This window comes from Candidatus Contendobacter odensis Run_B_J11 (assembly GCF_000531125.1).
Taxonomy (GTDB): domain Bacteria; phylum Pseudomonadota; class Gammaproteobacteria; order Competibacterales; family Competibacteraceae; genus Contendibacter; species Contendibacter odensensis.
In genome coordinates this window covers 1-21,531 of the sequence record NZ_CBTK010000271.1, presented here as the reverse complement: position 1 = coordinate 21,531, position 21,531 = coordinate 1, and the positions used below count along the sequence as shown (strand labels likewise).

At 59.5% G+C, this 21,531-nt stretch carries 22 protein-coding genes and 3 pseudogenes; 9 read left to right on the top strand and 16 right to left on the bottom strand.

The window, feature by feature from the left end; genetic code table 11:
• The first annotated feature begins 92 nt into the window (after positions 1-92).
• Both BN874_RS16630 and ssb read left to right on the top strand, forming a co-directional pair.
• Positions 93-1,451: an MFS transporter gene (locus tag BN874_RS16630; RefSeq protein ID WP_230314469.1), complete on the top strand. Its 1,359-nt coding sequence runs from the start codon at positions 93-95 to the stop codon at positions 1,449-1,451.
• 45 nt (positions 1,452-1,496) lie between these two features.
• Complete coding sequence (gene ssb, locus BN874_RS16625; protein ID WP_034435364.1) at positions 1,497-1,994, top strand: single-stranded DNA-binding protein; 498 nt, start codon at positions 1,497-1,499, stop codon at positions 1,992-1,994.
• Positions 1,995-2,008: 14 nt separating this feature from the next.
• On the opposite strand, the gene sohB is transcribed toward ssb, so the two are convergent.
• Entirely contained in the window at positions 2,009-2,986 is a 978-nt protein-coding gene (gene sohB, locus BN874_RS16620; protein WP_034435389.1) for a protease SohB, read from the bottom strand.
• A gap of 125 nt (positions 2,987-3,111) precedes the next feature.
• Here sohB and miaB point away from each other — a divergent pair, with 125 nt between their 5' ends.
• The 5 genes from miaB to lnt all read left to right on the top strand — a co-directional run bounded on the left by miaB (position 3,112) and on the right by lnt (position 8,491).
• Entirely contained in the window at positions 3,112-4,476 is a 1,365-nt protein-coding gene (gene miaB / locus BN874_RS16615; protein ID WP_051497955.1) for a tRNA (N6-isopentenyl adenosine(37)-C2)-methylthiotransferase MiaB, read from the top strand.
• Positions 4,476-5,483: a PhoH family protein gene (locus BN874_RS16610; protein ID WP_051497954.1), complete on the top strand. Its 1,008-nt coding sequence runs from the start codon at positions 4,476-4,478 to the stop codon at positions 5,481-5,483. Before miaB ends, BN874_RS16610 begins: the two co-directional genes overlap by 1 nt.
• Positions 5,480-5,950, top strand: coding sequence for an rRNA maturation RNase YbeY (gene ybeY / locus BN874_RS16605; protein WP_034435363.1), 471 nt, complete (start codon positions 5,480-5,482; stop codon positions 5,948-5,950). Before BN874_RS16610 ends, ybeY begins: the two co-directional genes overlap by 4 nt.
• Positions 5,947-6,825 carry a CorC family transporter gene (locus BN874_RS16600; RefSeq protein ID WP_034435362.1) on the top strand — a complete coding sequence of 293 codons (879 nt, stop codon included), beginning with the start codon at positions 5,947-5,949 and terminating at the stop codon, positions 6,823-6,825. The genes ybeY and BN874_RS16600 overlap by 4 nt, the downstream gene beginning before the upstream one ends.
• Positions 6,826-6,958: 133 nt before the next feature.
• The gene (gene lnt / locus BN874_RS16595) at positions 6,959-8,491 is read left to right on the top strand and encodes an apolipoprotein N-acyltransferase (RefSeq protein WP_051497953.1); all 1,533 of its coding nucleotides are present in this window, start codon (positions 6,959-6,961) and stop codon (positions 8,489-8,491) included.
• Between the two features lie 86 nt (positions 8,492-8,577).
• Here the strand turns inward: lnt and BN874_RS23865 are convergent.
• Both BN874_RS23865 and BN874_RS16590 read right to left on the bottom strand, forming a co-directional pair.
• A pseudogene (locus BN874_RS23865) lies at positions 8,578-8,709 on the bottom strand (transposase); the annotation flags it as partial.
• A gap of 50 nt (positions 8,710-8,759) precedes the next feature.
• Positions 8,760-9,891: pseudogene (locus BN874_RS16590) on the bottom strand (IS3 family transposase).
• 98 nt (positions 9,892-9,989) lie between these two features.
• On the opposite strand from BN874_RS16590, the gene BN874_RS16580 reads away from it, so the two are divergent.
• Positions 9,990-10,442, top strand: a complete 453-nt coding sequence (locus BN874_RS16580) for an ISAs1 family transposase (RefSeq protein ID WP_051497952.1) — start codon at positions 9,990-9,992, stop codon at positions 10,440-10,442.
• Here BN874_RS16580 and BN874_RS16575 read toward each other — a convergent pair.
• From BN874_RS16575 to BN874_RS16540, 11 genes and pseudogenes are all read right to left on the bottom strand, one after another.
• Entirely contained in the window at positions 10,394-11,368 is a 975-nt protein-coding gene (locus BN874_RS16575) for a CobW family GTP-binding protein (protein ID WP_051497951.1), read from the bottom strand. The genes BN874_RS16580 and BN874_RS16575 overlap by 49 nt on opposite strands.
• Before the next feature lie 19 nt (positions 11,369-11,387).
• A complete protein-coding gene (locus BN874_RS26225) occupies positions 11,388-11,519 on the bottom strand; it encodes a GTP-binding protein (RefSeq protein WP_320411478.1) in 132 nt (43 codons plus the stop codon).
• A gap of 5 nt (positions 11,520-11,524) precedes the next feature.
• Positions 11,525-13,135 carry a SagB/ThcOx family dehydrogenase gene (locus BN874_RS16570; RefSeq protein ID WP_051497950.1) on the bottom strand — a complete coding sequence of 537 codons (1,611 nt, stop codon included), beginning with the start codon at positions 13,133-13,135 and terminating at the stop codon, positions 11,525-11,527.
• On the bottom strand, positions 13,132-13,611 hold the full coding sequence (locus tag BN874_RS16565; protein WP_051497949.1) for a SufE family protein: 480 nt from the start codon (positions 13,609-13,611) through the stop codon (positions 13,132-13,134). The genes BN874_RS16570 and BN874_RS16565 overlap by 4 nt, the downstream gene beginning before the upstream one ends.
• A 43-nt stretch (positions 13,612-13,654) precedes the next feature.
• Positions 13,655-13,858 (bottom strand): annotated as a pseudogene (locus BN874_RS23860) (metal ABC transporter solute-binding protein, Zn/Mn family); the annotation flags it as partial.
• Between the two features lie 89 nt (positions 13,859-13,947).
• Positions 13,948-14,730 carry a metal ABC transporter solute-binding protein, Zn/Mn family gene (locus tag BN874_RS16560; RefSeq protein WP_230314468.1) on the bottom strand — a complete coding sequence of 261 codons (783 nt, stop codon included), beginning with the start codon at positions 14,728-14,730 and terminating at the stop codon, positions 13,948-13,950.
• A gap of 60 nt (positions 14,731-14,790) precedes the next feature.
• Positions 14,791-15,666, bottom strand: coding sequence for a metal ABC transporter permease (locus tag BN874_RS16555; protein WP_034435361.1), 876 nt, complete (start codon positions 15,664-15,666; stop codon positions 14,791-14,793).
• Positions 15,663-16,406, bottom strand: coding sequence for a metal ABC transporter ATP-binding protein (locus BN874_RS16550; RefSeq protein ID WP_034435377.1), 744 nt, complete (start codon positions 16,404-16,406; stop codon positions 15,663-15,665). The genes BN874_RS16555 and BN874_RS16550 overlap by 4 nt, the downstream gene beginning before the upstream one ends.
• A gap of 6 nt (positions 16,407-16,412) precedes the next feature.
• On the bottom strand, positions 16,413-16,547 hold the full coding sequence (locus tag BN874_RS26080; RefSeq protein WP_268258839.1) for a hypothetical protein: 135 nt from the start codon (positions 16,545-16,547) through the stop codon (positions 16,413-16,415).
• Entirely contained in the window at positions 16,544-17,584 is a 1,041-nt protein-coding gene (locus tag BN874_RS16545) for a WD40 repeat domain-containing protein (RefSeq protein ID WP_195912215.1), read from the bottom strand. The genes BN874_RS26080 and BN874_RS16545 overlap by 4 nt, the downstream gene beginning before the upstream one ends.
• Positions 17,585-17,598: 14 nt before the next feature.
• Positions 17,599-18,948, bottom strand: a complete 1,350-nt coding sequence (locus BN874_RS16540) for a CobW family GTP-binding protein (RefSeq protein ID WP_034435360.1) — start codon at positions 18,946-18,948, stop codon at positions 17,599-17,601.
• 93 nt (positions 18,949-19,041) lie between these two features.
• On the opposite strand from BN874_RS16540, the gene BN874_RS16535 reads away from it, so the two are divergent.
• Complete coding sequence (locus BN874_RS16535; RefSeq protein WP_034435358.1) at positions 19,042-19,416, top strand: Fur family transcriptional regulator; 375 nt, start codon at positions 19,042-19,044, stop codon at positions 19,414-19,416.
• Here the strand turns inward: BN874_RS16535 and arsB are convergent, their stop codons facing one another.
• Together arsB and BN874_RS16525 are read right to left on the bottom strand one after the other, a co-directional pair.
• Complete coding sequence (gene arsB, locus BN874_RS16530) at positions 19,417-20,466, bottom strand: ACR3 family arsenite efflux transporter (protein WP_154724987.1); 1,050 nt, start codon at positions 20,464-20,466, stop codon at positions 19,417-19,419.
• A 44-nt stretch (positions 20,467-20,510) separates the two neighbouring features.
• Positions 20,511-21,362: a metalloregulator ArsR/SmtB family transcription factor gene (locus BN874_RS16525; protein ID WP_034435357.1), complete on the bottom strand. Its 852-nt coding sequence runs from the start codon at positions 21,360-21,362 to the stop codon at positions 20,511-20,513.
• Positions 21,363-21,531: the final 169 nt, after the last annotated feature.

Genomic DNA, 21,531 nt, shown 5'->3' with positions numbered 1-21,531 from the left:
GGATTCTCGCGGAAAATCCTGATGAATCACTTTATAGATCACTGTTGGAGGCGTGGAAAGGAATGAAGGCAGCCGGTTTAACAGGCGGGCGGATGACTCTCGATGAACGCCGGGCGGCGTTCTGGTTGGCGGGTGTGTTTTCGTTACGGATGCTGGGCTTGTTCATGATTTTGCCGGTGTTCGCCCTCTACGCCGAACATCTGCGCGGTAACACCCCGGCTCTGGCGGGGCTGGCCATCGGCATCTATGGCTTCAGCCAGGCGCTATTCCAAATTCCCTTCGGTTTCCTGTCCGATCATTATGGTCGCAAGCGGATGATCTATCTGGGTCTGCTGATCTTTGCCGTGGGTAGTGTCGCGGCAGCCTTGGCCGATTCCATCTGGGGCGTGATCCTGGGCCGCGCCTTGCAGGGCGGCGGTGCGGTGTCAGCGGCGGTGATGGCGTTGGCAGCCGATCTGACCCGCGAGGAACATCGGATCAAGGTCATGGCTACCATCGGTATCACCATCGGCCTGTCGTTCGCGATTTCAATGATTATGGGGCCGGTGCTGAACGGCTGGATCGGGGTGCCGGGGATTTTCTGGCTGACCGGGCTATGCGCCCTGCTGAGCATCGCCGTGGTGCGGTTTCGGGTGCCGAATCCGGTTCTGAGCCGGGTTCATCGCGACGCGGAACCGGTGGCTTCCCAATTTGGCCGGGTGCTGGCCGATACCCAGTTGCTGCGCCTGAACTTCGGCATTTTCATCCTGCATCTGTTGCTGACCGCCACCTTCGTCGCGGTGCCGCTAGCACTGCGTGATGCTGGTCTGCCGAGCGACCGCCATTGGGAAGTCTATCTGCCAGCGTTGTTGTTCTCGATGGTTGCCATTGTCCCGTTCATTATTCTCGCCGAGAAGCACCGGCGACTGAAGCCGGTGTTTCTCGGCGCAATTTTGACGCTGGTGTTGACCGAATTTGGCTTGCTGACCCTGCATGACAACGTGCTGGAAATGGGCGTATTGCTGCTGATTTTTTTTACCGGCTTCAACCTGCTGGAAGCAACTTTGCCCTCACTGATTGCCAAAATGGCTCCGCCCGACGCCAAAGGTACGGCGATGGGCGTGTATTCCAGCAGCCAGTTCCTCGGGGCATTCGCTGGGGGCGGACTGGGCGGCTGGTTGCGTGGATCATTCGGCCTCAAGGGCGTATTCGCATTCACGACGCTGGGAGCGCTGGCTTGGCTGGTGGTGGCCTGGACCATGAAGAACCCGCGCTACCTCAGCAGCTATCTGTTGAACGTAGGCGCACTGGATGAACTGGCGGCTCATCATCTCGCGCTGCAACTGGCGCAGGTGCCGGGGGTTGCTGAAGCAGTAGTGATTGCTGCCGATGGTGTGGCCTATCTCAAGGTGGACCGGCATACGCTGGATGAGGCAACGCTACGGGGATTCGCAGCAGACGTGGACGTGTAATAATAGGCAAATTCAAAGCGTCACAACCCTTACGGAGTGCATTCAATGGCCAGCGCCAGCATTAACAAAGTCTTCCTGATCGGTAATCTGGGCAAAGACCCGGAGGTGCGCTACATGCCCAGTGGCAAAGCGGTCGCTAACGTGACAATAGCGACCAACGAAAGCTGGAAGGACAAAACGACCGGTGAGAAGCAGGAGCGTACCGAATGGCATAACGTGGTGTTCTACAGTCCGCTGGCGGAAATTGTTGGGCAGTATTTGCGCAAAGGATCGTCGGTATTCGTGGAAGGGCGCTTGCAAACCCGCAAATGGCAGGATAAGACCACCAATCAAGATCGCTACACCACTGAAGTCGTCGCCAACGAAATGAAGATGCTGGGTGGACGCGGCGATTCCAGCGGCAGCGCGCCGTTCCCAGCCGATGGTTCGGAGGAGCGCGCTGCCCCCGCACCGCGCCCGCCGCAAGGACCAGCCCCGGCTCGGTCACAAGCGCCACCACCGCCGGGATCTGATAACGGTTTCGATGACGATATTCCGTTCTAACCGCCAGGTTTCCCTTAAAACCGCCCCAGCGCCTCACCGCTGTGCGCCATCAATCGTGCCAGCCAAGGCTTCTTGCCGGTATAGGTGACTTCGTACAGATCAGCAGTGGCGCTGGCTTGCAGCAGATAATCGTCACTGGTGCGCAATTCATCGGCCAACCGGCAATCCAGCGCCTTGGTTCCATACCAGTATTCGCCGGTCGCTACTTGGTCCAAATCCAATTGTGGACGGTGGGTTTTCACGAAGTCCTTGAATAAGGCGTGAGTGATTTCAATTTCTTCCTGAAATTTATGCCGCCCTTTCTCGGTGTTCTCGCCAAATAGAGTAACGGTGCGCTTGAATTCGCCGGCCATGAATTGCTCGTAATCAATGTCATGCTTCTTGAGCAACCGGTTGAAATTCGGTAACTGGGCAATGACGCCAATGGAACCGAGAATAGCGAATGGCGCGGCGACAATCCGGTCGGCGACGCAGGCCATTAAATAACCTCCGCTGGCCGCTACCTTGTCCACCGCCACCGTCAATTTCACTCGCCGGTCGCGGATCCGCAGCAGTTGTGCTGCCGCCAGCCCGTAGGCGTGAACCATGCCGCCGGCGCTTTCCAGCCGCACCATCACTTCGTCTTCCGGCTGGGCGATGGTCAGCACCGCCGTCACCTCCTCGCGCAACGAGGCCACCGCCGCTGCCCGGAGGTCGCCGTGGAAATTCAGCACAAACATCCGGCGGCGCTCGGTTTTACTACGTTGTTTCTCCTGTGCCTTGTGTTCCTTTTGCGTCGCCTTAAGCGCCTTTTTCGACAAAGTCGCCGCCTTGAGTGCCATTGCCATCCCGTCGTAATCCTCGTTGAGATGACGGATATCCAGCCGCCCTCGACTGTCTCCATGGTCGCCGCGCCGCGCCAGCGCCACGATGCCGCCGATCACGACCAGCATTGCTACCACCAAGGTCGCAGTTTTGGCCAGAAACATCCCGTATTCGCTTAGAAATTCCATCATATCCTCTTCATTTCAATCATCTTTGCTAAAGTGAGCGCCGCATCAGATGCACACCGGTCAATTGGCGCATCCTGGGCGGCGATGCTATATTCCCAAATCCTGTCATTGTTTGAACACGGCCCATGACCCGCAAACTCTACATCAAGACCCACGGTTGCCAGATGAATGAATACGATTCCGCCAAAATGGCGGACGTGTTGCGGGCAGCCCACGGTCTGGAGCGCACTGACGATCCCGATCAAGCGGATGTGTTGCTGCTCAACACCTGCTCCATCCGCGAAAAAGCCCAAGACAAGGTATTTTCGCAACTTGGCGTCTGGAAAGCCCTGAAAATGCAGCGCCCCGGCTTGGTGATCGGCGTTGGCGGCTGCGTTGCCAGTCAGGAAGGCGAGATGCTGCGCCAACGGGCACCGTGTGTGGATTTGGTGTTCGGGCCGCAAACCTTGCACCGGCTGCCGGAGATGCTGACCGCCGTGTGGGCCGACCGGCAACCGGTGGTGGATGTGTCGTTCCCGGAGATCGAAAAATTCGACCGGCTGCCGGAACCCCGCGCCGACGGCCCGACCGCATTCGTCTCGATCATGGAAGGGTGCAGCAAATACTGCACCTTCTGCGTGGTGCCCTACACCCGAGGCGAGGAAATCAGCCGGCCCTTCGCCGATGTATTGGCCGAAGTGGCGACATTGGCGACGCAGGGAGTGCGCGAGGTCACTCTGCTCGGTCAGAATGTCAATGCCTATCGCGGGCCGACCGAGGATGATGAGATTTCCGATCTGGCGCTGCTGATCGAACATGTCGCCGCGATTCCCCGCATTGATCGCATCCGCTACACCACTTCGCATCCGCTGGAATTGTCCGACCGGCTGATTGAGGTTTACGCCCGCGTTCCCGAACTGGTGAGCCAGTTACATCTGCCGGTACAGAGCGGTTCTGACCGCATTCTGTCGCTGATGAAGCGTGGTCACACCGTGCTGGAATACAAGGCCAAAATTCGCAAACTGCGCACGATTCGTCCCGATCTTAGCCTGTCTTCAGATTTCATCATTGGCTTCCCCGGCGAAACCGGGCCGGATTTTGACGCAACCATGGCGCTGATTGACGAGATCGGTTTCGATCACAGCTTCAGCTTTCTCTACAGCCCCCGGCCCGGCACCCCTGCTGCCAGTTTGCCGGATTCCACGCCAATACTGATCAAAAAGGAACGGCTGGCGCGGTTACAGGCGCGGATTGAGGAACTGGCGCATGAGAAGAGTCGGCGGATGATCGGAACCGTGCAACGGGTGCTGGTGGAAAAACCTTCGCGCAAGGATGGACGGCAACTGGCCGGACGGACTGAAAACAACCGGGTGGTCAATTTTGATGGTCCCAGTGGACTCATCGGCCATTTCGCCGAGGTGGCGATCACTGAAACATTACCCAATTCCCTGCGCGGTCGGCTGTTGGCCTGCCCGGAACTGCCCGCCGCCGCCTTGAAGTACGCCTGTTGATGAGCTTATCCGCCGCTATTCCTGCCTTGAATTCAAACTCATCCCCCCAATTCCAGGATTTGTTGCTGGAACCCGCCGATAACCTGCGTCTGGCGACCCTATGTGGGCATCTCGATGAACACTTGCGCCAGATTGAACACCGGCTGGCGGTGGAAATTAACAATCGAGGTCATCATTTCCGGGTCATCGGCGAACCTCATGCGGTGGCGGTCGCCATTGCGGTGCTGGAAGCGCTGTACCGGACTACCCGCGAAGAAGCCTTGACTCCGGCACAAGTCCATCTGTTTTTGCAGGAAGCCGGCGCCGATGCCTTGATTGAGGCGGAACCGGAAACCGACGAGGTGATTATTCGCACCCGGCGCGGGCTGATTCGCGGGCGTGGCCCCAACCAGCAGCGCTATCTGTGGAACATCCAGCACCACGATCTCAACTTCGGCGTCGGTCCCGCTGGCACAGGAAAAACCTATCTGGCGGTGGCTTGCGCGGTGGATGCACTGGAAAGTAACGCAATGCGGCGGCTGATCCTGGTGCGGCCCGCAGTAGAAGCCGGCGAGCGACTGGGTTTTTTGCCCGGTGATCTGACTCAGAAGATCGACCCCTACCTCCGCCCGCTGTATGACGCTTTGTACGAAATGCTCGGTTTCGAGCGGGTCGCCAAGCTGATCGAACGCAATATCATCGAAGTCGCGCCGCTGGCCTTCATGCGCGGTCGCACTCTGAATGATTCCTTTATCATCCTCGACGAAGCCCAAAATACCACGGTGGAACAAATGAAAATGTTCCTGACCCGGATTGGTTTTGGCTCTACGGCAGTAGTCACCGGCGACGTGACCCAGGTTGATTTGCCGCGCAATGTCCCGTCCGGCCTGCGGCAGGTATTACAGGTACTCAAGGATGTGGAAGACATCGGCATCACGTTCTTTAACGCTCGCGATGTAGTGCGGCATCCGCTGGTTCAGCGGATCGTTAATGCTTATGCACGCTATGAACAGGATAATCCCGCATGACGCTGGAACTGGATTTACAGATTGCTCTTGAGATGCCGGGACTGCCGGCTGAGTCCGAATTTCGGCGCTGGGCCGAGGCGGCAATGGCCGGCGCGGACTATCCAAAAGACGCTGAGTTGACTATCCGTATCGTCAACGAAGTCGAAAGCACCGCCCTCAATGAAAGCTATCGCCACAAGCAGGGGCCGACCAATGTGCTGTCCTTTCCCGCCGAAGTGCCGCCCGAAGTCGAAAGCGCACTGCTGGGCGACATTGTGATCTGTGCGCCGGTGGTATTGCGCGAAGCCATCGCTCAGGAAAAACCGCCGGCGGCACACTGGGCGCATCTGGTCGCCCATGGCGTTTTGCACCTGCTGGGCTATGATCATGACGAAGCGCAAGCCGAGGCGATGGAATCCTTGGAAATCCGCATTCTGGCGGGACTCGGCTATTCCGATCCCTATGGAGATACCCCAGACCAGCCATGAACGATGATCGATCCGAACCCAGCCATAAACCCTCGTGGCTGGAACGTTTAAGTTTCGGCCTGATGGGCGAACCCAAGGACCGGAACGACTTGATGGAGTTACTGCGCGATGCCCAGCAGCGGGAATTGTTGGACGCCGAAGCGCTGGCGATGATGGAAGGCGTCATGCGGGTTTCGGAAACCCAGGTGCGCGATGTCATGCTCCCGCGTGCCCAGATGGTGGTGCTGGAACACGACTGGAGTCTGGAGCGCCTGATCACCGAGGTGGTCGAATCCGGTCACTCCCGCCTGCCGGTGATTGACGAGAGCAAGGACAATGTGATTGGTATTCTCATCGTCAAGGATTTGCTGGCTCATGCCTTCGACCGCCGCGAAGATTTCGACCTGCGCGCCCTGGTGCGTCCCGCCAAGTTCATCCCCGAAAGCAAGCGCCTGAATGTCCTGCTCAAGGAATTTCGCGGCAACCGCTTGCACATGGCGATTGTGGTGGACGAATACGGTGGTGTGGCCGGGTTGATCACCATCGAGGATGTGCTGGAAGAGATCGTCGGTGAAATTGACGATGAACACGATACCGAAGATGACGACAGCACCTTCATCCGTCCGCAGGGCGACACCTTCATCATCAAGGCGCTGACCCCGGTCAAGGATTTCAACGAGCACTTCCAAGCCGAATTCAGCGATGAACGGGCGGATACCATCGGCGGGCTGGTGATGATGGAGCTGGGCCGGTTGCCTAAGGGCGGCGAGATCGTGTCCTTGGGCCGCTTCCACTTTCAGGTGCTGCGCGCCGACAATCGGCGGGTGCATCTGCTGGAAATGACTTTGCGCGATAGTGCGGAAGCAGCGCCGCCTACTACCCCGCCGGAAGACTGAACTCGAAGGGTCGCTACGCCCTCTCCGTCTGCCGGGGAGGGCGTTTTGTTGCTAAAAAGCCATCTTCCAGCGGCTGCAATATCCTTTCGCTACTTTCGCCGCCTGTATCCCCTGCAACGGTCTGCTGCTCACCATGCACGAATTCAAGACCCGCCACCCGTTTCTCACTGACCTGATGGTGTTTACCGCCGGCGCATTGCTCCCGCTCGCTTTCGCCCCGTTCAATTTTTGGCCGCTGGCGATTTTGTTGCCGGTCGTGCTGCTGTGGAGTTGGGATGGCGCTGCGCCACGCCGGGCGGCCCGTCGCGGCGGACTGTTCGGACTGGGCGCGTATGGCTTTGGCATCTACTGGATTTTCATCAGCCTGCATGATTACGGCCATGCCCCGGCCCCGTTCGCTGCGCTGGCGACCTTCGCGGTCGTGCTGCTGATGGCGCTGTATCTGGCTGCATTGGGCGGGCTGGTCAATCGCTGGGGGCCACCGCCAGGTCCAGTACGCGGGTTGTTGGTGATTCCAGCGTTGTGGACATTGCTGGATTGGGTACGAAGTTGGCTGTTCACCGGCTTTCCGTGGCTGGCGCTCGGTTACAGCCAGACCGATTCGCCGCTGGGCAATCTCGCACCCTGCCTTGGCGTGTTCGGCGTCGGCTGGGCGGTGTTGCTCAGCGCGGGCTTGTTGCAAACCGTGCTGCACAGCGTCAATGGGCGGGAACGGTTGGGCTGGGCTGGACTGCTGGCGATGCTGTGGATCGGCGCATGGGGCTTAGGCCAGATCGTCTGGGTCACACCGGCGGGAACGCCGCTGCGGGTCGCCTTGGTTCAGGGTAATATCGCCCAGGATCAGAAGTGGCAACCGAACGCGCTGGACGAGACCCTGAGCCGCTATGTCCAGTTAAGCCTGCCTGAACACGGACGCAGCGATGTCATTATCTGGCCAGAAACGGCCATCCCGGCGTTTTTGGAGGAGGTCCGTCCCTTCGTCGCCGCGCTGGCGGGAGAAGCGAAAAAAGCTCAGGTGGATTACATCACCGGTATTCCCACCGGCTCATGGGAAACCGGTATTTTCCATAACAGCATCATCGGCATCGGGCGCTCGCCGGGGCTGTACCACAAGCGCCGGTTGCTGGTGTTTGGTGAATATCTGCCGCTGCGTCCGCTGTTCCTGTTCTTTCGTCACTGGGTGGATATCCCGATGGCTGATTTCACCGCCGGCGAGCGCGAGCAACCGCTGTTTCGCGCCGGTGGTCAGCCGGTCGGCCTCTCGATCTGCTTTGAAGCGGTGTTCGGCAGCGAAATCCGGCGAGCATTGCCGGATGCGACCTGGTTGATCAATATCAGCAACGATGCCTGGTTCAAGGATTCCCTCGCCCCCCACCAGCATTTGCAGATCGCCCGGATGCGCGCCCTGGAAGTTGGTCGTTATATGGCTCGCGCCACCAATACCGGGGTTTCCGCCATTATTGATGAGCGCGGCCGGATTCGAATGCGTGGCCCACAGTTTGAGGCCGAGGTGATTCGCGGTGAGGTGCAGCCGCTGCAAGGACTAACGCCTTATGCCCGATTTGGGGACTGGCCGACGGTAAGTTTGATGCTGGGATTGTTGGGCTTAGGATGGTTCAATATTCGACGCTTGATTACTTCTACTTTGTTAGATTTATCTTTTTGATTTATAACTCAACAACCACCGGCTGAAAGCCGGTGGGTTGAAGTAACGGACTGAAAGTCCATGTGCGCGTCGCCTCAACGACGCGCCTAGGGTTCAACCCGAAAGTCACGCGCGGGATCCGGCTCAAAGTGATGATTCAGGTACTCTTGAATCCTCTCTTCCGTCATATCTCCGACCGTCACGCAAAAATAGCCGCGCGCCCAAAAATGCCGTCCCCAGTTAAAGTGGACCCCATCGTCAAGACAGATTTTAGCCGAATTTAAGGTGGCTACTTTGCGTTTGATGCCGACAAGGTCAGCCCGTCAGCATACACCTCTGCGGGTGTCCGATAGCTCAGCGCCTGATGAGGACGCGGGTCATTGTAAAACACGAAGTACTGCTCCAAGCCCTAGTAAGCCTGATCGAGCGTTTCATAGGCTTTAGGATACACCTCCTCATATTTAACGGATCGCCAGAGTCGTTCGACAAAGATATTGTCATGCGCCCGTCCCCGACCATCCATACTGATCCGGACCCCGGCTTGTGCCAAGCGGCCTGTGAAGGCGAAGCGGGTGAACTGGGCACCTTGATCAGTGTTGAAGATCATGGGTTCGCTGTGGGCCAGGGCGTCGTCCAGGCACTCCAAGCAAAAGGTCGTCTCCAAGGTATTCGACACCCGCCACGCCAACACTTTACGGCTATACCCGTCCAAGATCGCCACCCAGTAAACAAACCCGCCCGTCAGGCGAATGTAGGTGATATCCGTACTCCACACCTGATCCGGGACGGTCACCGCCATCCCGCGCAGCAGGTAGGGATAGACCCGATGATCCGCTCGGGGCTGCGAGGTCGCCGGCTTCGGGTAAATCGCTTGCAATCCCAGTTCGGTCCTCAACCGGATCACCGTTTGCGGTTGACCGGATACCCGGCCCGCCGCAACACCGCCGTCATCCGCCGACTGCCGTAGAAGGGGTGGGCGGTGTATTCCTCGTCCATCCGGCGCATCACCTCTTGATTCAGCACCGATTCTGGGACGGCTGCGTAATACCACCCACTGCGGGCGAGTCCCAGCAGTTCACACTGAGCTACCACCGACAACGCCGGATGATCCGGTTCGATCCAAGCCCGCCTTACCCCGGTGGACTCAGTTCGGACTTTTTTTTCAACCACTCCACCTGGACTTGCAACCGGCCAATCTGGCGGTACAGCGCCTCGGCATCGGCCCCCTCTTGGGGACTTCGTCGGCCCCGTTTGCACGCAAACAGCGCCTTCAATCCGTCTTGGGCCTCCCGTTTCCAGGTCGTGACCTGGTTCGGATGCACCTCATGCGCCCCGGCGATCTCGTTGACCGTCTTGCGTCCGGCCAGCGCTTCTAACGCGACCTTCGCCTTGAACTCCGCACTGAAGACGTTCCTCTGCATCTCGTCACCTCTTCCTCATTTCGGGTCGTTACGTTGCAGAGTACCACCTTAATTTATCTGTCCTAAATTCAGGGTCCATTATACCGGTTCAGGAAACCGTGGAGAAAGACCACGGCCGGATCGAGATTCGCCGTTACGCGCTGAGCGACCGCATCGGCGGGCTGGACGCCCAACCGGACTGGGCCGGACTCCAGGCGGTCGGGCGGGTTGAGTCCACCCGCCTCATCGGCAATCAAACCAGTACGGAATGTCGATATTTCCTGTGCTCGTTCCTGGATCGGGATCGATTCTCCGCCACCGTGCGCGGCCATTGGGCGATTGAGAACGCCGAGCATTGGGTATTGGACGTGCAATTCGGCGAGGATGCCTGTCGCACCCGCCGCGACCACTCGGCGGAAAACCTGGCCGTGATCCGTCGCATGGCCCTCAACGTGCTGCGCCACAATGGCCCGCCGCGCGACAGTATCCGTCGCCGCAAACTCCGCGCCGCCCTCAACGATGACTATCGGCTGCGCCTCCTCTTGGGCACTCCAACCCCGGCTACCCCATAGCGCGATTGCCCTGAGCGTATTGCGCAGCCAGGCTTGGTGTCACAGGTAATCAGCACCAGGCGGGTGCGCCGGTCGGCGCTCGGCCAGGCGTCGAGCAGCAACGGCGGATGGAAAATGTGTTGTACGCCGTGAATCACCAGCGGCCCGGCCAAGTCCGCAATGTGAACGATGCCTTTCACCCGCAGCAAATCCGGCCCCTTGATTTGCATCAGAATGTCCAGCCACAGATCGAACAGCAGTCGGCTCACCGGTTGGTCCAGCGTCAGACAAACGGCGCGAATCCGCTCATCGTGCCGGTTTACATCGTACTTCGGGTGATGGTGATGATGCCCGTCATGATCATGATGATCGCCATGATCATGATCATGGCGAGGATCGCGTTCGGGAGCGTCGAAGGCTTCAGCGCCCAGCCAGCGTTGCACCTCCACCGTTTTGGTGGCGGGATCGTAGATTTTGGCGTTCAGCACTCCCGGATCAACCACGCCGTGCCGAACCGGAATCAGCGCTGCCGCCGGATTGAGGGTGCGCAACCGCTGCTCCAACCGCGCTAAAGCATCCGCCGCCACCAAGTCGGTTTTAGTCAGCAGCAACAGATCGGCGACCGCTACCTGTTTCACCGACTCGAACTGGCGATCCAGCGTGTCCATCCCGTTCACCGCATCAACTGCGGTGATCACGCCCTCCAACTGGTAATGCGCGATGATTGCGGGCGCGGACATCAGGGTGTGCAGAATCGGCGCTGGATCAGCCAACCCGGTGGTTTCGATCACCACCCGGTTGAACCAAGTCTTGCCGCCACGGGCAAAACGCCATAGCGCATCACGCAGGGTGTCCACCAAATCGCCGCGAATGGTACAGCACAGGCAACCGCTGGACATCTCGATGATCACATCGTCCCGACCTTGCGTGACCAGCAGATGATCCAAGCTGATTTCTCCGAACTCATTAGATTAGCACCAGCGTTTGCTGAAGTTCGGGTTGCTGGACGAGGTAGTTCAGCACCGTGGTTTTGCTGCTGCCGAGAAAGCCGGTCAGTAGAGTGACGGGAATGCGCGGTTGAGGGATAGTGTTCGGCATAAACCCTATTTCTGGTGGGCAAGGTGGGCATACGGGGGAAGCGTTTGCAGCCGCCGATCTTCGACCGGGCCGCCGACCGTGAAGTGATACAACGATTGCAGGCTCAGATCGGCAATCCCCAGCACCTGGTGCATGGCGTCATCGAAAAAGCAGCCAATGCCAGTGCCGCGCACTCCTGCCGCTTCTGCTTCGAGATAAAGAATCTGCCCCAACAGCCCAGTCTCCCAGAACAGTTGCCGATACTGCCAAGGCCGCTGCTTCAGGATCGGTTCAAATTCGGCGATGAAGCCGAGCGCGAATGCCGAATCGCTGGCGATTTCCTGACCACAGGCAATGAATTGGGCGGTATCGCGGCAATCAGCCTGCGCCAACAGGTACAGCGGGATATGTTCAGGGCAACCGACGACGCGCTGCCAAGACCAATCAGGGCGCAGTTTTTGTTGCAGAATCAACTGCAAATCGGGATCGCGGGTCAGCACATACAGTCCGGGAGCCACATCTTCGACGCGATGGACGAAGAACACCGGGGCCACTCGCGGTCGCCACGGCAGCGCGTCCATCGGCGGCGTGCTGGCGCGAGGCAGCAGCGCATCCAGCATGGCAAACCAGGCGGCGGCGGACAGCGAAGTTACGCCGTCGAAACTCACCGCACTGCGGCGCTGGCGATAGATCGTCGCGGCCAAAGCTGGATGTTCGGTCGCGGTCAACGGCGGCAATGGCGACGGAATAAAGCACGGTTCCGGCGGAACGGTCGGCTGATCCGCCGCTTCCGCCACCGCATCAATCCCCGCCCAATGCACCTGTTCTGGACTCAGCCGATTGGCACGGCCTTGAAACAGCGTCGGTATGGGTAGCGGCAGCGGATCGGGCGGCAAATCCGCGCCGACCCACAGCAACACATCCGGCGCTTCCGCTTCGGCGTCGGCAAAATCGGCCTGGCGATCCAGTCCCAGCAAAGCCGCAATGTCGGCATCGCTGACTGCATCCAGCAGCCGAACCCGCCAGCCCAGCGCCGCAGCAGCATAGGCGACCGCTGCAATGGCATGACCGACATCGTGCTGGCAGTAGCGATAGGCCCGCAGTCCGTATTTCCATGCTTCCCGCCAATGAATGCTGGTCAATCCCAGCAGCAGGCCGAAATCGGGCAACGCGGCATCATTGAGACTGGCCCGCCGTTCCAGCGCATGATCGCGGCTGACATAGTGGTAAACGCCAGCGGCCAGTTCCGGCAAATCGGAACACACCACATAGCCTTCGGTGGGATGCAGATTGCCGCTGGACGGATTGCAGCGCAGCGCCCAGCGGCTCGGCCCTTGCGCTTTCCACGCCGACAGACCCAGCGATAATTCCAGCAGGATGCCGACGGTCTCGCGGCTGAACGGCTGCGATTCGCCGCGTAACCCGCTCCGAACCGCGCTGAACAGAACGGGCAGGGCATCGGCAGCGAGATTCAGGTCAACCCGTGTAGCACCGGCATAAGTGCGAAACGGTTCCGGCTGATTGGCCCAATCCAGCCCGTGCGGCCCCGGCGCATAACGATCCGGCCGGTGTTTGCTGGTTTGGTGGTAGCGAAGGATCGTATCCAGCCGGTTTTCCAGTGTCGTTTCAGCGTTCATGCCGTCTCTGCCCTTGCAAAGCGGCGAATGAATTGCACCAGTGCATACAGGCCATTGCCGCGTGACGGACTGAGATGTTCATACAGCCCTAGCGCATTCAAAAACTCCGGCGAGGTGGTGAGAATTTCCTCAGCCTGCCGCCCGTTGTAAACCGCCAACAGCAGCCCGATTAACCCGCTGACGATAGCCGCATCGCTCACTGCTCGAAAACACAGGCGATCCGCCGACCGAATGCCAACGATCCAGACTTGCGATTGGCAACCGCGCAACTGATTGGACTTAGTGCGCCACTCCTCCGGAAAGTGCGGCAGGCGACGACCGAGGTCAATGAGGTAGCGATAACGGTCGTTCCAGTCATCCAACATAGCGAAGGCTTTGACGAAGGTGGCGATAGTCGCTTCGATGGAGCGAGCGCTCACCGCTACCGGAGTCCCGGTTTCCTCGGCTAATCCGACATCCGGCTTCAACAGGGTCATGGGGACTCCAGTGTGATGCAATCGCTCCGGCGGATAGCACAGATCAATTTTTCGCCATCGCCGCTACCAGCGCGGGCACGTTGTAACGGAACATCCCGATGTAGCTGTCGCCGGGTTGACCGACAAGTGCCAGCGCATCGGAATACAGTGTGCCGCCTACGACCTCGCCCGCTTCGTCGGCGACACGCTTGAGCAAACGCGGATCGCTCATGTTTTCCACGAACAGCGCCCGCGTCCCCTCTTTTTTAAGGTTCTTCGAGGGTTCTTGTGGAAACCAGGGTGTACTGTCTCAAAAATGAGAATTATAATTGGCAGCTTATAAATAACTAATTGATTTTAAAAAATATAAGTTTGGCATTCAGCCTGCTCAGCGAGCTGCAACCTGCTCTGATGGATCCGCTCCACAGAAAGTGTCGAAGAACCTTTTTTAATTTGGCGGATCAGCGTCGCAATTTGCTTGGCCGAAGGTTCGTTTTCAGTATTCCAGCCGACTGGCGCCAGAAAATCTACCCCGTAGGCCGCGCCGAAATAACCGAACGCATCGTGGGAAGTGATGACGCGCCGCTTGGCCGGGGGAACCGCCGCCAGTTGCTCGCGCACCCACTGATTGGTTGCCTTCAGTTGCGCCAAATAGGCTTCGCCGCGCTGCTGGTAAGCGGCGGCATGGGCCGGATCGGCCTTGGCCAGGCCGTTGATGATGTTGGTCACATAAATCTGCCCATTCGCCAAATCCTGCCAGGCATGAGGATCGGTCGAGCCATGATCGTGATGATCGTGGCCTTTATGCGCCGACTGGCCACCCTTAGATTCATGCTCGGCTTCCTCCTGCATTTGCCGAGGCGCTACGCCCTGGCTGGCGACCACCACCTCACCCTTATAGGCCGATGACTTGAGCAGACGCTCGATCCAGCCCTCAAAAGCCAAGCCATTGACGATCACCAGTTGCGCTTTGCCGACCGCCTTGGCGTCCGCCGGCGTCGGCTCATACACATGGGCATCGCCATCAGCGCCCACCAGCGTGGTGACGGCGATGTCCTCGCCGCCGACGTTTTTCACCATGTCAGCCAGAATGCTGAAGCTGGCGACCACGCGCAGCGGTTCAGCCCACGCGGCGGGCATGACCAGAACCAGGGATAAGATGAGGTATTTGAAGAAAAATCGCATGAGAACCTCGTGAAGTCAGGCTTGTAGATGTGGACGGGGTAGAAATCGAACCAGCAGACCGTCCTGAGCGCCCAGGACGATAGAAAGCAGATAGGCCATTCCAGCGGTCAAGATGATCGCCGGACCCGAGGGCAGGTCGTGGTGATAGGACAGCAACAGCCCGATGTAGCCGGACAGCACGGCGATAGTCGCCGCCACCGCCGCCATGCTCCACACCTCCTGCGCCCAAAACCGGGCCGCAGCGGCGGGCAGCATCATCAGACCCACCGCCATCAGCGTACCCAGGGCTTGAAATCCGGCGACCAGATTCAGAACCACCAAGATGAGAAACAGCAGATGGTAAACCGTCCCCCGCGCCTGTACCGATTGCAAAAACCCCGAATCGAAGCACTCCACGATCAAGGGCCGGTAGATCAGCGCGAGGGTCAGCAAGGTGACGCTGGCGATACTGGCCACCAGCAACAGTGAGGCATCGTCCACCGCCAGAATGGTGCCGAACAGCACATGCAGCAGGTCTACGCTGCTACCTCGGATGGAGACAATCAGCACGCCCAGCGCCAGCGAGATCAGATAAAACGCGGCGAAACTGGCGTCTTCGCGCTGCTCGGTGAAGCGCGTCACCAACCCGGCCAGCAGCGCCACGGTCAACCCGGCCACGAAGCCGCCGAGACTCATCGCAGTGAGCGAAAATCCGGCGATCAAAAAGCCAATCGCCGCGCCGGGCAGCACGGCATGGGAGAGCGCATCGCCCATCAGGCTCATCCGCCGCAGCATCAACAGCACCCCAACCGGGCCGCAGCCTAAGCCCAGCGCCAGACAGGCCACCAGCGCCCGGCGCATGAAGCTGAACTCGACAAACGGCGCAACCAGCCACTCCAGCAACAGATTCATGGCGCTTGAACCGCGCACAACCGGGCTTGCTCATCCCAGGCTTCGGCCATTTCACGAGCCTGTTGCAGATGCTCTGCGGTCAACACCTGCGCCGTCTGGCCCCAGGCAATCCGGGATCGGGCCATGAGCAGAGTTTCGGGGAAATGGGCGCGAACCTGATCCAGATCGTGCAGCACGGCGATCACGGTGCGCTGCTGGTCGTGCCAGGCTCGCACCACCGTAATCAAATCGGCCGTAGTGCGGGCGTCAATCGCGGTAAACGGCTCATCCAGCAGAATCAACCGGGCGTCCTGCAACAGCATCCGGGCAAACAGCACCCGCTGAAACTGGCCTGCCGACAGGGTGCGAATGGGCCGCCGCTGAAAATCCACCAGCTCGACTGCGGCCAATGCCTCAATCGCCTGCGTTTTCAATGCCGAAGTCATCGCGCCCAGAACTCCGATCCGCTGCCAGTGGCCCAGCAGAACCACATCCAGCACGGTGATCGGAAATTGGCGATCAATCTGCGCCTGTTGCGGCAGATAGGCGATGTCCGTCGGCGTCAGCACCGCCGGATCAATCCGTCCGGTCGTCACCGGCAGCAGACCCATGATCGCTTTGAGCAAGGTGCTTTTACCCGCGCCATTGGGGCCGACGATAGCGGTCAGCGAACCGTGATTGAATGCGCCCGATAGATGATGCACCGCCGGATGGCGGTTGTAGCAGACGGTTAAATCGTCCAGTCGAATAGCGGGATTCATGGTCATTCAATGCAGCGCCCAGAATACGGCCAGCCACAGTCCGGCGATTAAAACCGCCGCACCCGCCAAGCGTTGCGCAGCGCCAGTCGCCAGCAGACTAAAAGGGGATGGAGGTGTCGCTGGCCCGGAGGGTGACTTCATGCCGCGATCTCGAACAGCAACACGGCGCCCTCGCTGCCGCCCACCGCCAGCCCGCGCCGGTGCGGATGCCAGGCCAATCGCTGGAACCCATCGCGCAACGCGCCTTGCCAGCAGAGTTGAAAATCGGGGTTCGTGGTTTTCCAGATCATCAGATGTCCACTTTGATCCCCCGCCGCCAACCCGTCGCCGCCCGGTTGAAACGCCAGATCCAGCACCCGGTCGGTCATCGCCTCCAGATCACGCGGCATTTGTCCCATTGGCGCGCCTTGGGAAAAGTCCCAGGCGGTCACCACTTCCCGATCTCCGGTCGCCAGCCAGCGCGAGTGGCGATCCCAGGCCAGAGTGCGCAACTTGGCGGAATAACCGCTCATCTGGCAACTCTCGGCATTCGGCCAGGTCCAGCAGCGCAAGCTGTTGTCCTGACAGCCGCAGACCAGATAGCGCCCATTAGGTGACCAGCGCACGTTCAGTAGCGGCGACGAATGCGGCAAACTCTGTTCGCTGGGCGCGTCCGGCGTTTGCCAATCCCACAGATGAACCTTGCCGAACGCCGACGAAGCCAGCACCGGTTGCTGCGGATGCCAGGCCAGATCGGTGATGGTGCTGGCGTGCGGCTGGATGGTCTGGATCAGGCCGCCGTCGAGCGTCCAGGCGCGTAATTCCTTACCGGCAGCCGTGATCAGCCGATCATCGGCATAGGGCGAAAAGCTGACGCCGCCGACCCAGGCGTTGCCGCCCGCCAAGGCTCGATGCTCGACCGCACTGTCGGGATTCCACAGCCGCGCCTGCCCGTCCTGACCACTGCTGGCCAGCCAGCGGCTATCCCGCGACCAGGCCAGTTTCAAGGTTCCGCCGCCGTGTCCCGGCCAGCGCTGAAGCACCGCGCCGCTTTCACCATTGACGAGAATGAGCGGGCCGCTGACTTCGGCCACCGCCAGCCAGCACCCATCCGGCGACCAGGCTAAATCCTGCACCGCGTCGGCGATGTCCACCCGCCAGGGAATGTGTACTTGCGCTTCCTTCGTCTTTTTCGGCATGGCCGTCGTCAAGCTCATTCCAGACAGGCGCGGAATCCGGCGGTCAATTCCGCCCGATCCAGTGCCCGCCCGATAAAAATCATCTGGCTCAGACGCGGTTCATCCGCACGCCAAGGCCGGTCGGCCTGACCGTCGAACAACATGTGGACGCCCTGAAACACGAAGCGATTGAGGTTATCGGCCAAATGCAGAACGCCCTTCATGCGGAAAATATCCGCCCCCTTGTCGCGCAGCAGATCGCTGAGCCACAGATTCAGCTTGTACGGATTGACCGGACGCTCCTCGACGATGCCCACCGAGGACACCGTGTCGTCGTGGCTGTGGCCGGGGTTGTAGGTGTGTTCGGCCACCGGCGACCAGGTTTGACCTTGGGCGTCGAGCAGCCGCAGCGCGAATTCATCGGGATGATGCTGAGTGAACAAGGCCAGTCTCCCCACCGATTCCAGTCGCAGCCGGAATGACTTGGCGCCGTCAGCGGCGAGTTGCAGCTCGTAGTGCAAAATGCCCGGAATCAGCGCCGCGCCCGGTTCAACTGGCTCCGCGTCCAGCGAAAACAGCCGGGCCGCCAGTTCCTGCGCGGCGATCCAGTCCTGCCCGTCAGCGATGGGCAAGGCGACCAGGCTCATCGCCGGGTCTGGCCCGTCATTCAGCGTCAGGGTGAATTCGCCCGCCGCCAGATCGTAGCAACCGCCCCACTCAAACGGATATTCTGGCTCCAGAAATGCCGGATTGAGGGCCAGCGCCCGCTTCAGATCGAAACCACCGAGATCCAGCACTTGGTGCAAATCTACCCGCGCCATCGTCGCCCGCTGCACAGTGGCTAAGCCATTCATGCTGCGCAGCCGGGTTTCCAGCGCCTCCACCGCCGCCGCATCCACCAAATCGGTTTTATTCAGCAGCAGGGTATCGGCGAAAGCGATTTGCGCCCGGCAATCCTCGCTGCTGTCCAAATGGTCGCTGACGTGTTTGCAGTCCACCAGCGTGACAATGCCGTCCAGCCGCAGGTTTTCTTTCATCTCATCGTCCATGAAAAAGGTCTGCGCCACCGGGCCGGGATTGGCGAGGCCGGTGGTTTCCACCAGAATCCGGTCGAATTTGTCGCGCCGCTTCATCAGATTGCCGAGAATGCGGATCAGGTCGCCGCGCACGGTGCAGCACAGGCACCCGTTGTTCATCTCGAAAATTTCTTCTTCGGCGTTGATCACCAACGCCTGATCAATGCCGATCTCACCAAACTCGTTTTCGATCACGGCGATGCGCTGACCGTGCTGTTCGGTCAGAATGCGGTTGAGCAGGGTGGTCTTGCCGGCGCCGAGAAAGCCGGTCAGCACCGTCACGGGAATGCGGAGATCAGGAGAGTTCATGGGTGTAGGCACCGTACCGGTTGATTTGAGATTGGATTCTCAATTCTTAACTAAGATAATGGATTCTCAATTTCAGTCAAGCGGAGTGTGATTGTGAGCTACTCGACGCGGCAACGTGAGGTCATTCTGGAGATTTTGCAACAGTCGGATCGTCCGCTGACGCCGCCGGACATTCGCGAGCGGGCCAGCCAGGGCAGTGCAGGGATTGGATTAGCGACGGTGTATCGCGCCCTGAAGTTTTTCATGGCGCAAGGGATGATCGTGCTGGTGGAGATTCCGGGCGCGGTTCCCTGTTACGAACCCGCTGACCGGGGGCACCATCACCACTTCATCTGTCAACAATGCCGACTGGTGTTCGATGTGCAGGGCTGCGTCCATGATCTGGAGGCGCTGGCTCCCCGCGATTTCCAGGTTCAGCGCCACGACATCATTCTGTATGGAGTGTGCGCCAGGTGCGGGGCGCAGTAATTAACGGGCCGGTGGTAGCGGGACTCTCGGCCCCCGTTCATACCAGCCACGACTGCGGTTAACGAGTTTGGTCACAATCAACATCACCGGCACCTCAATCAGCACCCCAACCACGGTTGCCAACGCCGCGCCGGAATTGAAGCCAAATAGTGCAATCGCCGCTGCTACCGCCAATTCGAAGAAATTACTGGCCCCAATCAGCGCTGACGGTCCTGCTACGCAATGCGGCGACCCAACCTGGCGATTGAGCCAATAGGCCAACCCAGAGTTGAAAAGCACCTGCACCAGAATCGGGATCGCCAGCAATAGAATGACCAGCGGCTGGGTCACGATCTGCTCGCCCTGAAAGCCGAACAGCAGCACCAGCGTCGTCAGCAACGCGATCAGCGAAGTCGGGCCAAGCACATCCAGCAGTCGCGCCAATCCCGCTGAGCCTTGCGATTTCAGCACTGCGCCGCGCACCGTTTGCGCAATCATCAGTGGAATTACGATGTACAGCACCACCGACAGGAACAGCGTCGCCCACGGCACCACGATGGAGGTCATGCCCAGCAGCAACCCGACAATGGGGCCGAACGCAAACACCATAATAATGTCGTTCAGCGCCACCTGGCTTAGGGTAAAGTGCGGTTCGCCGTGGGTCAGATTGCTCCACACAAATACCATCGCGGTACAGGGCGCAGCAGCCAGCAGAATCAGCCCGGCGATGTAGGAATCGATCTGCTCCGCTGGCAGTAGCGGCGCAAACAGCCCGCCAATGAACAGCCAGCCCAGCAGCGCCATCGAGAACGGTTTGATCCCCCAGTTGATGAACAGGGTGACGCCAATCCCGCGCCAGTACTGGCCGACCCCGCGCAGTGCGGCGAAATCGATCTTGACCAGCATCGGAATGATCATTAGCCAGATCAGCAGCGCCACTGGCAGGTTGACTTGGGCGATTTCCAGCCTGCCGATTGTTTGAAATATCCCCGGCAGGAAGTGACCCAGCACGATGCCGGCGACGATGCACAATGCGACCCACAACGTCAGATAGCGCTCGAAAAATCCCAGTTGCGCGCCTTCCATCGCCTTGGCGTTGACTTCGCAGGCGGCGTTCATCCATTGCCCTCCGGCATGGTGAGACCAATTTCGTCCAGCGTGGCTTTCAGCTTGATCTTGTCCAGTGACTTGATGGGCAGATTGATAAAAATCTGAATCCGGTTTTCCAGCGCCCGCAGCGCAGCGCGGAATGCCAACATCTTCATCGTGTCGTCGCCTTCCACTGCTGCCGGGTCTTCCACACCCCAGTGCGCCGACATCGGTTGGCCGGGCCAAAACGGGCAAACTTCGTTAGCGGCGTTGTCGCAGACGGTGAACACAAAATCCAGTAGCGGCGCATCGGGTCCCGCGAATTCATTCCAACTCTTGCTGCGCAGCCCTGCGGTCGGCAGACCCTGCAACTCCAGCAGTTTCAGGCTGAAAGGATTGACTTGACCAGCGGGAAAGCTGCCGGCGCTGTAGGCGCGAAAGCGGCCTTTGCCGAGGTGGTTCATGGTGGCTTCGGCCAGGATGCTGCGAGCGGAATTGCCGGTGCAGAGAAACAGCACGTTGTAGATTTTTTCCTGACTCATGACGGTGGATTCCTGAGTAGCGGTTGCAAGGGGAATGCGGGTTTCAAAAGCCAATGCAGGCAGATTGCAACAATGTTCCGTCAGATAAGTCATCAGCGCGACCACCACCTCGCAGCGGGCCTGATAGATCAACTGCCGACCCTCGCGGCGGCAATCCAGCAGGCCGGCCTGCTGCAAGGTTTTCAGGTGAAACGAGAGCGTCGCCAGCGGCAGGCTGAAACGCTCGCTGACTTGACCTGCCGGTTGTGGGCCGGTTTGCGCCAAGTGGCGGAAAATCTCGATCCGAGTGTCTTGCGCCAGGGCGCCGAGTACTGCGATAGCCGATGACTTATCCATATTTCCAATACTATGGAAATAAATGGAAGTGTACAAGCAGAATGTGACCGTTTTTGGTGGAGTGAGGCTGTTGCCGATGGGTCACTGCGCCGATCCGGTCGCCAGTACCTTACCACCTATCAGTTTCTCACGCCCCCATGAAACGCTGGCAGGGGGATGTCATTTTGCA

Bases quoted from the DNA above. Each gene is read 5' to 3' on its own strand.
- BN874_RS16630 (WP_230314469.1), top strand. From the start codon at position 93: ATGACTCTCGATGAACGCCGGGCGGCGTTCTGGTTGGCGGGTGTGTTT.
- ssb (WP_034435364.1), top strand. From the start codon at position 1,497: ATGGCCAGCGCCAGCATTAACAAAGTCTTCCTGATCGGTAATCTGGGC.
- sohB (WP_034435389.1), bottom strand. From the start codon at position 2,986: ATGGAATTTCTAAGCGAATACGGGATGTTTCTGGCCAAAACTGCGACC.
- miaB (WP_051497955.1), top strand. From the start codon at position 3,112: ATGACCCGCAAACTCTACATCAAGACCCACGGTTGCCAGATGAATGAA.
- BN874_RS16610 (WP_051497954.1), top strand. From the start codon at position 4,476: ATGAGCTTATCCGCCGCTATTCCTGCCTTGAATTCAAACTCATCCCCC.
- ybeY (WP_034435363.1), top strand. From the start codon at position 5,480: ATGACGCTGGAACTGGATTTACAGATTGCTCTTGAGATGCCGGGACTG.
- BN874_RS16600 (WP_034435362.1), top strand. From the start codon at position 5,947: ATGAACGATGATCGATCCGAACCCAGCCATAAACCCTCGTGGCTGGAA.
- lnt (WP_051497953.1), top strand. From the start codon at position 6,959: ATGCACGAATTCAAGACCCGCCACCCGTTTCTCACTGACCTGATGGTG.
- BN874_RS26225 (WP_320411478.1), bottom strand. From the start codon at position 11,519: ATGCCGAACACTATCCCTCAACCGCGCATTCCCGTCACTCTACTGACC.
- BN874_RS16570 (WP_051497950.1), bottom strand. From the start codon at position 13,135: ATGAACGCTGAAACGACACTGGAAAACCGGCTGGATACGATCCTTCGC.
- BN874_RS16565 (WP_051497949.1), bottom strand. From the start codon at position 13,611: ATGACCCTGTTGAAGCCGGATGTCGGATTAGCCGAGGAAACCGGGACT.
- BN874_RS16560 (WP_230314468.1), bottom strand. From the start codon at position 14,730: ATGCCCGCCGCGTGGGCTGAACCGCTGCGCGTGGTCGCCAGCTTCAGC.
- BN874_RS16555 (WP_034435361.1), bottom strand. From the start codon at position 15,666: ATGAATCTGTTGCTGGAGTGGCTGGTTGCGCCGTTTGTCGAGTTCAGC.
- BN874_RS16550 (WP_034435377.1), bottom strand. From the start codon at position 16,406: ATGAATCCCGCTATTCGACTGGACGATTTAACCGTCTGCTACAACCGC.
- BN874_RS26080 (WP_268258839.1), bottom strand. From the start codon at position 16,547: ATGAAGTCACCCTCCGGGCCAGCGACACCTCCATCCCCTTTTAGTCTG.
- BN874_RS16545 (WP_195912215.1), bottom strand. From the start codon at position 17,584: ATGCCGAAAAAGACGAAGGAAGCGCAAGTACACATTCCCTGGCGGGTG.
- BN874_RS16540 (WP_034435360.1), bottom strand. From the start codon at position 18,948: ATGAACTCTCCTGATCTCCGCATTCCCGTGACGGTGCTGACCGGCTTT.
- BN874_RS16525 (WP_034435357.1), bottom strand. From the start codon at position 21,362: ATGGATAAGTCATCGGCTATCGCAGTACTCGGCGCCCTGGCGCAAGAC.